A 7,032-nucleotide genomic window follows, 5' to 3' on the forward strand; every position below is an offset into this window, starting at 1 on the left:
ATGGAACACTATCTAAGCCTTTTCGTTGCTTCGGTTTTCGTCGAGAACCTGGCGCTGGCTTTCTTCCTCGGGATGTGTACCTTCCTGGCGGTTTCCAAGAAGGTCTCGGCGGCATTCGGTCTGGGCATCGCGGTCATCGTGGTACTGACCATTGCCGTACCGGTGAACAACCTGGTATTCAACCTGCTGCTGGCAGAGGGTGCACTGACCTGGACGGGTATCAGCGGTGCAGAGAATATCGACCTCTCGTTCCTTGGCCTGCTGAGCTACATCGGCGTTATTGCTGCGCTGGTGCAGATCCTGGAGATGTTCCTGGATAAATACGTACCTGCGCTGTACAACGCGCTGGGCGTATTCCTGCCGCTGATCACCGTAAACTGCGCCATTCTTGGTGGCGTACTGTTCATGGTGGAGCGTAACTACAACTTCGGCGAATCCGTCATGTACGGCTTCGGTTCGGGAGTAGGCTGGGCGCTGGCCATTACCGCGCTGGCCGGTATCCGCGAGAAGCTGAAGTATAGCGACGTGCCTGGCGGCCTGCAGGGTCTGGGCATCACGTTCATCACCGTTGGCTTGATGTCACTGGGCTTCATGTCCTTCTCGGGCATCCAGCTGTAATCGGAGCCGGTTTTCTCGGCAGCCCCTGGGCTGCCGAGGTACAGAAAACCTTCAGCAATAGGAAACCGACATGGTTGATACATCTGTCATCTTGCTCGGTGTTGTCATGTTCACGATCATCGTCATCAGCTTGACGGCGATCATTCTGGCAGCGCGAAGCAAGCTAGTGAGTAGCGGGGACGTGACGATCGAAGTCAACGGCGACCCCGAGCACACCCTGAGAACCCAGGCTGGCGGCAAGCTGCTGAACACCCTGGCGGCCAACGGCATCTTCCTGTCGTCTGCCTGTGGTGGCGGCGGTTCTTGCGCCCAGTGTAAATGCCGAGTGGAAGAGGGCGGCGGCTCGATCCTGCCCACCGAAGAATCTCACTTCACCATGCGTGAGAAGAAAGAGGGCTGGCGTCTTTCCTGTCAGGTACCTGTGAAGCAGGACATGAAAGTGGAAGTGCCGGAAGAAGTCTTCGGCGTGAAGAAGTGGGAAACCGAAGTCACCGCCAACCCCAACGTGGCGACCTTCATCAAGGAGCTGAACCTGAAGCTGCCCGAAGGTGAAGAAGTGGCCTTCCGTGCGGGTGGTTACGTGCAGCTGGTGGCACCGCCTTACGATATCAAGTTCTCCGATTTCGACATCGAAGAAGAGTATCGTGGCGACTGGGAAAAATTCGGCCTGTTCGATATTACCCACAAGAACAACGAGGAAGTCATCCGCGCCTACTCCATGGCGAACTATCCGGAAGAGAAAGGCCTCCTCAAGTTCAACATCCGTATCGCCACGCCGCCTCCCGGCAGCAGCCATCCGCCTGGCCTGATGTCTACCTACGTCTTCAACCTGAAGCCGGGTGACAAGGTAACGGTCATGGGTCCGTTTGGTGAGTTCTTCGCCAAGGACACCGACGCGGAAATGGTCTTCATCGGTGGTGGTGCCGGTATGGCCCCGATGCGTAGCCATATCTTCGACCAGCTCAAGCGACTGAAGTCGGACCGCAAGATTTCGTTCTGGTACGGTGCGCGCTCCTGGCGCGAGACCTTCTACAACGAAGAGTACGACCAGTTGGCCGAAGAGTTCCCGAACTTCAAGTGGCATCTGGCGCTGTCCGATCCGCAGCCGGAAGACAACTGGGAAGGCCCGACGGGCTTCATCCACAACGTGCTGTACGAAAACTATCTGAAGGACCACCCGGCGCCTGAAGATTGCGAGTACTACATGTGTGGGCCGCCCATGATGAACGCTTCCGTCATCAAGCTGCTGCTTGATATGGGAGTCGAGCCGGAAAACATCCTGCTGGATGACTTCGGCGGCTAAGGTAGCGCAGACGCGCTCCACAACGGGGCTGACCTTCGGGTCAGCCCCGTTGGCGTTTATGCCTGATCATTTTGTGTTGGCTGAGGTACAATAGGGCCAACTTTCAAGGCACTTATTGGCCCAACCGTGGTCGGCAGGTGTGACCATTCAACGATGCTAGCAACACTGCTGGGAGAACATCATGGCAATCTGGCTACTGGTATTTGGCTTCATGGCGCTGGTAATGACCGCAATGGCGGTGGGCGTACTGATGGGACGCAAGCCCATTGCAGGCTCCTGTGGCGGGCTCAACCAGCTCGGTTTGAAAGATGGCTGCGATATCTGCGGCGGCAAGGACGAAGTATGCGAGGAAGAGAACCGCAAGCGTAGCAGTGCGCGCCGTCGCAGCGACGAGAGCCGCGGTGCCGACCTGGGCTACGATGCCACGCGTCGCTAAGCTCCCGTTTATTTTCAAGGAGAACGAAACCCTATGGCGGTTCACAATTATGATGTCGTGGTCATCGGTACTGGCCCGGCTGGCGAGAGCGCTGCCATCAACGCAGCCAAGCATGGCATGCGCGTGGCCATCATCGAAAAGCAGGCGCAGGTAGGGGGCAACTGTACCCACTGGGGCACGATTCCTTCCAAGGCGTTGCGCCATCAGGTCAAGCAGATCATGGCCTTCAACACCAACCGCATGTTCCGCGACATCGGTGAACCCCGCTGGTTCTCGTTTCCCAAAGTGATGGAGCGCTCTCGCGGCACCATCGACAAACAGGTCGAAATGCGCACCACCTTCTATGCGCGTAACCGCATCGACCTGTTCCATGGCGTTGCCCGCTTCAAGGACGACCACACCGTGGTGGTGCGTGACCGCCAGGAAGGCATGGAAGAGCTGGTGGCCAAGAAGATCGTCATTGCCACGGGCTCTCGGCCTTACCGCCCGGCAGACATCAACTTCCGCCACCCGCGCATCTACTGCTCGGATACCATTCTCAGTCTGTCGCATACGCCGCGCACCCTGGTGATTTTTGGTGCCGGGGTCATCGGCTGTGAATACGCCTCGATCTTTTCCGGCCTGGGCGTCAAGGTGGACTTGATCAACAACCGCGATAGCCTGCTGTCGTTCCTGGACGACGAGATCAGCGATGCGCTGTCGTATCATCTGCGCAAGCACGGCGTGCTGATTCGTCACAACGAAGAGTACGCCAGTGTCGAAGGCGATGAAGCCGGCGTAGTGGTGCGCCTCAAATCCGGCAAGAAAATCCGCGCCGATGCCTTCCTGTGGGCCAACGGCCGCACCGGCAACACCGACAGCCTGGGGCTCGAGAACATCGGCCTGGAGGCCAATGGTCGCGGCCAGCTGAGCGTGGATGAACACTACCGCACGGGGATTCCGCATATCTATGCCGCTGGCGACGTGATTGGTTGGCCAAGCCTGGCCAGTGCCGCCTACGATCAGGGGCTCAACTCGTGCAACGAGCTGCTGGAGAAGGAGTACCGTTTCGTCAGCGACGTGCCGACCGGTATCTATACCATTCCTGAAATCAGCTCCTTTGGCCCCAATGAGCGCGAGCTTACCGAAGCGAAAGTGCCTTACGAAGTCGGCAAGGCGTTTTTCAAGGATACCGCCCGTGCCCAGATCACCGGCGATACGGTCGGCATGCTGAAGATCCTGTTCCACCAGGACACCCTGGAGATTCTCGGTATCCACTGCTTTGGCGACCAGGCATCGGAGATCCTGCACATCGGCATGGCCATCATGCAGCAGGAGGGCAAGGCCAATACGCTCAAGTACTTCGTCAACACCACCTTCAATTACCCCACCATGGCAGAAGCCTACCGAGTGGCGGCGCAAAATGGTCTGAACCGGGTGTTCTAAGCGGTCAGGACGGGCCTTTCTGAAAAGGGTGGCCCCACCGATCAGCTTAGGTGGGAGGCCGCTTTAGCGGGCGAATGGCGTCGTCAGACGCCTCGGCCAGGCCCCCATCGCGAGCTGAAGCTCCCTCCCACGGGTGCGTTTCAGGCTTCACCGTCGCGAGCTGAAGCTCCCTCCCACGAGTGCATTTCAGGCTTCACGCTTCTGTGGGAGGCCGCTTCAGCGGGCGAATGGTGCCGTCAGGCGCCCTGGCCAGGCCCCCATCGCGAGCTGAAGCTCCCTCCCGCGACTCTTTACTCCTGCGACGCTTTCCTACGAGTTACCTTCAAGGCTTTACCCACTATCGTCGGCCTAACGGCTCTTCGGGGCGACGTTATAGCGTTTCCAAAAGCTGTCTAGCCCGGGGCTGCCATTCGCCTTCAAGGGAAGCGGCTTGGGTAAGCGATGCTCTGGCGTCTGCAAGGCGCGCTTGCTGAAACTGCAGGATGGCCAGGTTGAGCCACGCAGCACCCATCTCCGGGTCGAGGCTCGTGGCCGTCTCGAAGGCGGCCAGGGCGGCTTCGGGCTGGCCATCGGCATACAGCGCATTGCCCAGCGCAAATTGCCCTGTAGGGTTTTGCGGGAAGCGTTCACTGAATGCTTGCCAACTGCTCAGCGTTTTCTCTGATCCGTGCTGCTCTTCAAAGGCGCTAATGGCCTCTAACGCATTGCGCGCCGTGACACCTTCGGGCAGCGTGCCCGGCTGGCTGACCACGAACCCCCAGCGCTGGCTGCGCGCCCAGGTGGCATCGAAGCGGCTGAACGACAGGCGGTGGCGCTCGATCTCGCCGCTACGCAGCAACAGCGTTTCATCGGGCAGGTCGTAGCCAATGGCCACCGCGTAGTGCCACATGGGGAAGGCGGGCAGCGCCAGGTTCTGCATGACCACTACCGGATCACCCGCCGCCAGGTGGCCCAGAAGGGCATCCATGGTGGCGCGAATGGGGATCGCCAGCCGTTCCTGGCGACGCACCGTGGCCAGCATTTCCGGTTGCACGCTGCCATCCCGCCCCGGAATGAACACCTGGGGGATCAGCTCATCGACGCTGGTGTCCACCCCTTCATGGGTCAACACCATGGCCAGAGTGGCGGGGCCACACTGGTATTCGGTCTGGGCGAAGAACGGCACGTCTTGCAGCTCGGTTTGCGGCGGCAGGTCGCGCTGGGTGCTTTCCAGCAGCACGGGGGCGCGGGCACAACCACCAAGCAGCACGACCAACGCTAAAACGCCCGCAGTGCGGGCGTTGAACAAGCGGTGGAGCAGGCCGAGGCGCTTAGCGGGTAAACGGATAGACATCGGTCAACCCGAGAATGTCGGTGATCAGCAGAATGATGAAGACCGCAAACAGGGCTCCGATCACGCCCGCACCGGCCGGCAGTTCTTCCAGCTGTTTGGCCATCTGTTGGGCTTCTGCATCACTCAGCGCCGCCACACGGGCTTCCACATCGGCGGGGTTCACACCCTGCTTTAGCAGTTGATCCTGCACATCGGCACGGGCGAGGATTTCATTGATGCGCTCGCGGTCCGCACCGGCACGGTCGCCTGCTAAAACAGACTGCGTCGATACCAGATCCATACCTTGAGGGGCGGTGGGGGCCGCCACGACAGGCAGGCTGGCCAGCACTAACGCAGCAATCAAAAGGGTCGCGAGGTAAGCACGCACTGTTTTCATCGTCTTCTTCCTTAGACTGGTCGGGGAGCAAGCGTTTTTAGCGCTTGAATCAATAGTATAGAAACAAACATCATGAGATTTAAGGCAAAATGGCAAAGTGCTAATTATTTGCACTAATCCGGTAGGTCCAGGGGGTTTCCGAGAGAATGCCCCGGGCGCCTGCCATGCTCATGGCCAGATCGTGAAGCCCCGCCCAAAGCGGCACCGGCGAGGCGCCTTTCACGGCCAGGTCGAGCCGCTGGGCCATCAGCAACAGCTTGTGCAGCCGCTTCATGGGCAGCCGCTGAATGGCTTTCTGGTACGCCGGGCGGCGCTTGTCGAAAATCATCGGCTTCTGGCTTTTGCAGGCGTGCTCGAAGCTCTGCCCTTGATCCAGATGCTGATGCAGCGAGAGCAGGGTGCGCAGCTCGCGGGTCAGTGCCCACAGCACGATAGGCGCTTCCACGCCTTCGCTTTTCAGGCCGTTGACGATGCGCGAGGCGCGGCTGGGCTCCCCCTTCAGGCAGGCATCCGCCAGGTTGAAGACATCGAAACGCGAGCTGTCTTCCACGCCCTGGGCGATGCTTTCGACCCCCAGGCGGGCCTGGGCCGGGTGCATCAGCGCCAGTTTCTGTAGCTCCTGATCGGCGGCCAGCAGGTTACCTTCGGTACGTTCGCCCAGCAGCCTGGCGGCGTCCAGGTCCAGCTGCAGGCCATGCAGGGCCGCCCGGTCACGCAGCCAGTAGCCCAGCCGCGAGGCATCGACCGGCCAGACCGGTACGAACAGACCGTGCTTGTCCAGCGCCTTGAACCAGGCCGACTTCTGCTGCTTGGCATCGACCTTGCCCATGCTGATCAACAGCAGGTCATCGCTGCCCTCTATCAGTTCGGCGTACTGGGCCAGCGCCTTGCTACCATCCTGCCCCAGCTTGTGGCTGCCCAGGCGCAGCTCCAGCAGCTTGTTGGATGCGAACAGCGACAGGTTGCTGGCCGTTTCCAATAGCCGCCCCCAGGCAAAGTTGGGCTCCACATCGAGCACTTCGCGCTCTTCGATACCGGCCTGGCGCGCCGCTGCACGTACCGCATCGCAGGCATCGCGGTGCTGCAACGGCTCGTCTCCCGCCACGATCACCGCCTTGGGCAGCTTCTTGGCCAGGGCCGCAGGCAGCTGGTCGGCAAATACCTTCACCGCAGCGCCTCGAGGTTGGCCAACCGCTCGACGATGCGCTGGGCCAGCTGGCGAGTCAGGGTCTGCTCGGCTTCCTGGAACAGCGTCTCGCGGTTCAGCAGGTCGTCATCGCTGACGCGAATCCGCGTGCTGGTACTCAGCGTGGCGTTGTTCAGGGCGTAGGCATTGGTTTCCCGCTGCTGCACCGACAGCGACGTGCTCAGCGTCAGCTCATGCTCACGGCTGGCACGGCCATCGGTCCCGATGCGCCGCTCCTGAAGGGAAGGGGTGCCCAGAGTGACGCGCCAGGGCGCGCCGTTTTCCACCTCGCTGCCCAGCTGCTGCAGACGGGTGCGCAGCTGTTGGGCGAGGGTGCTGTTGGCATCCCCCTCCA

8 protein-coding genes are annotated in these 7,032 nt (G+C 60.5%); 4 read left to right on the forward strand and 4 right to left on the reverse strand.

Annotated features, from left to right (window positions below):
• From nqrE to sthA, 4 genes are all read left to right on the forward strand, one after another.
• Positions 1-618, forward strand: a complete 618-nt coding sequence (nqrE, locus tag B7L71_RS15195) for an NADH:ubiquinone reductase (Na(+)-transporting) subunit E (RefSeq protein WP_039179812.1) — start codon at positions 1-3, stop codon at positions 616-618.
• Positions 619-688: 70 nt separating this feature from the next.
• Complete coding sequence (nqrF, locus tag B7L71_RS15200; protein WP_081138948.1) at positions 689-1,921, forward strand: NADH:ubiquinone reductase (Na(+)-transporting) subunit F; 1,233 nt, start codon at positions 689-691, stop codon at positions 1,919-1,921.
• Positions 1,922-2,102: 181 nt separating this feature from the next.
• Positions 2,103-2,357: a (Na+)-NQR maturation NqrM gene (gene nqrM / locus B7L71_RS15205; protein ID WP_081138950.1), complete on the forward strand. Its 255-nt coding sequence runs from the start codon at positions 2,103-2,105 to the stop codon at positions 2,355-2,357.
• 33 nt (positions 2,358-2,390) lie between these two features.
• Positions 2,391-3,782, forward strand: coding sequence for a Si-specific NAD(P)(+) transhydrogenase (gene sthA, locus B7L71_RS15210; RefSeq protein ID WP_081138951.1), 1,392 nt, complete (start codon positions 2,391-2,393; stop codon positions 3,780-3,782).
• A gap of 370 nt (positions 3,783-4,152) precedes the next feature.
• On the opposite strand, the gene B7L71_RS15215 is transcribed toward sthA, so the two are convergent.
• The 4 genes from B7L71_RS15215 to B7L71_RS15230 all read right to left on the reverse strand — a co-directional run.
• Positions 4,153-5,115: a PA2778 family cysteine peptidase gene (locus B7L71_RS15215; RefSeq protein ID WP_081138953.1), complete on the reverse strand. Its 963-nt coding sequence runs from the start codon at positions 5,113-5,115 to the stop codon at positions 4,153-4,155.
• Positions 5,093-5,491, reverse strand: coding sequence for a PA2779 family protein (locus tag B7L71_RS15220; protein ID WP_081138954.1), 399 nt, complete (start codon positions 5,489-5,491; stop codon positions 5,093-5,095). The genes B7L71_RS15215 and B7L71_RS15220 overlap by 23 nt, the downstream gene beginning before the upstream one ends.
• A 100-nt stretch (positions 5,492-5,591) precedes the next feature.
• Positions 5,592-6,659, reverse strand: coding sequence for a DNA polymerase III subunit delta (holA, locus tag B7L71_RS15225; RefSeq protein WP_081138956.1), 1,068 nt, complete (start codon positions 6,657-6,659; stop codon positions 5,592-5,594).
• The coding region (locus B7L71_RS15230) for a hypothetical protein (RefSeq protein WP_081138957.1) at positions 6,656-7,032 on the reverse strand (377 nt) is incomplete at its 5' end. The genes B7L71_RS15230 and holA, both read right to left, overlap by 4 nt.

The sequence above is a fragment of the Halomonas sp. BC2 genome (genome assembly GCF_002078115.1).
Lineage (GTDB): Bacteria > Pseudomonadota > Gammaproteobacteria > Pseudomonadales > Halomonadaceae > Vreelandella > Vreelandella stevensii.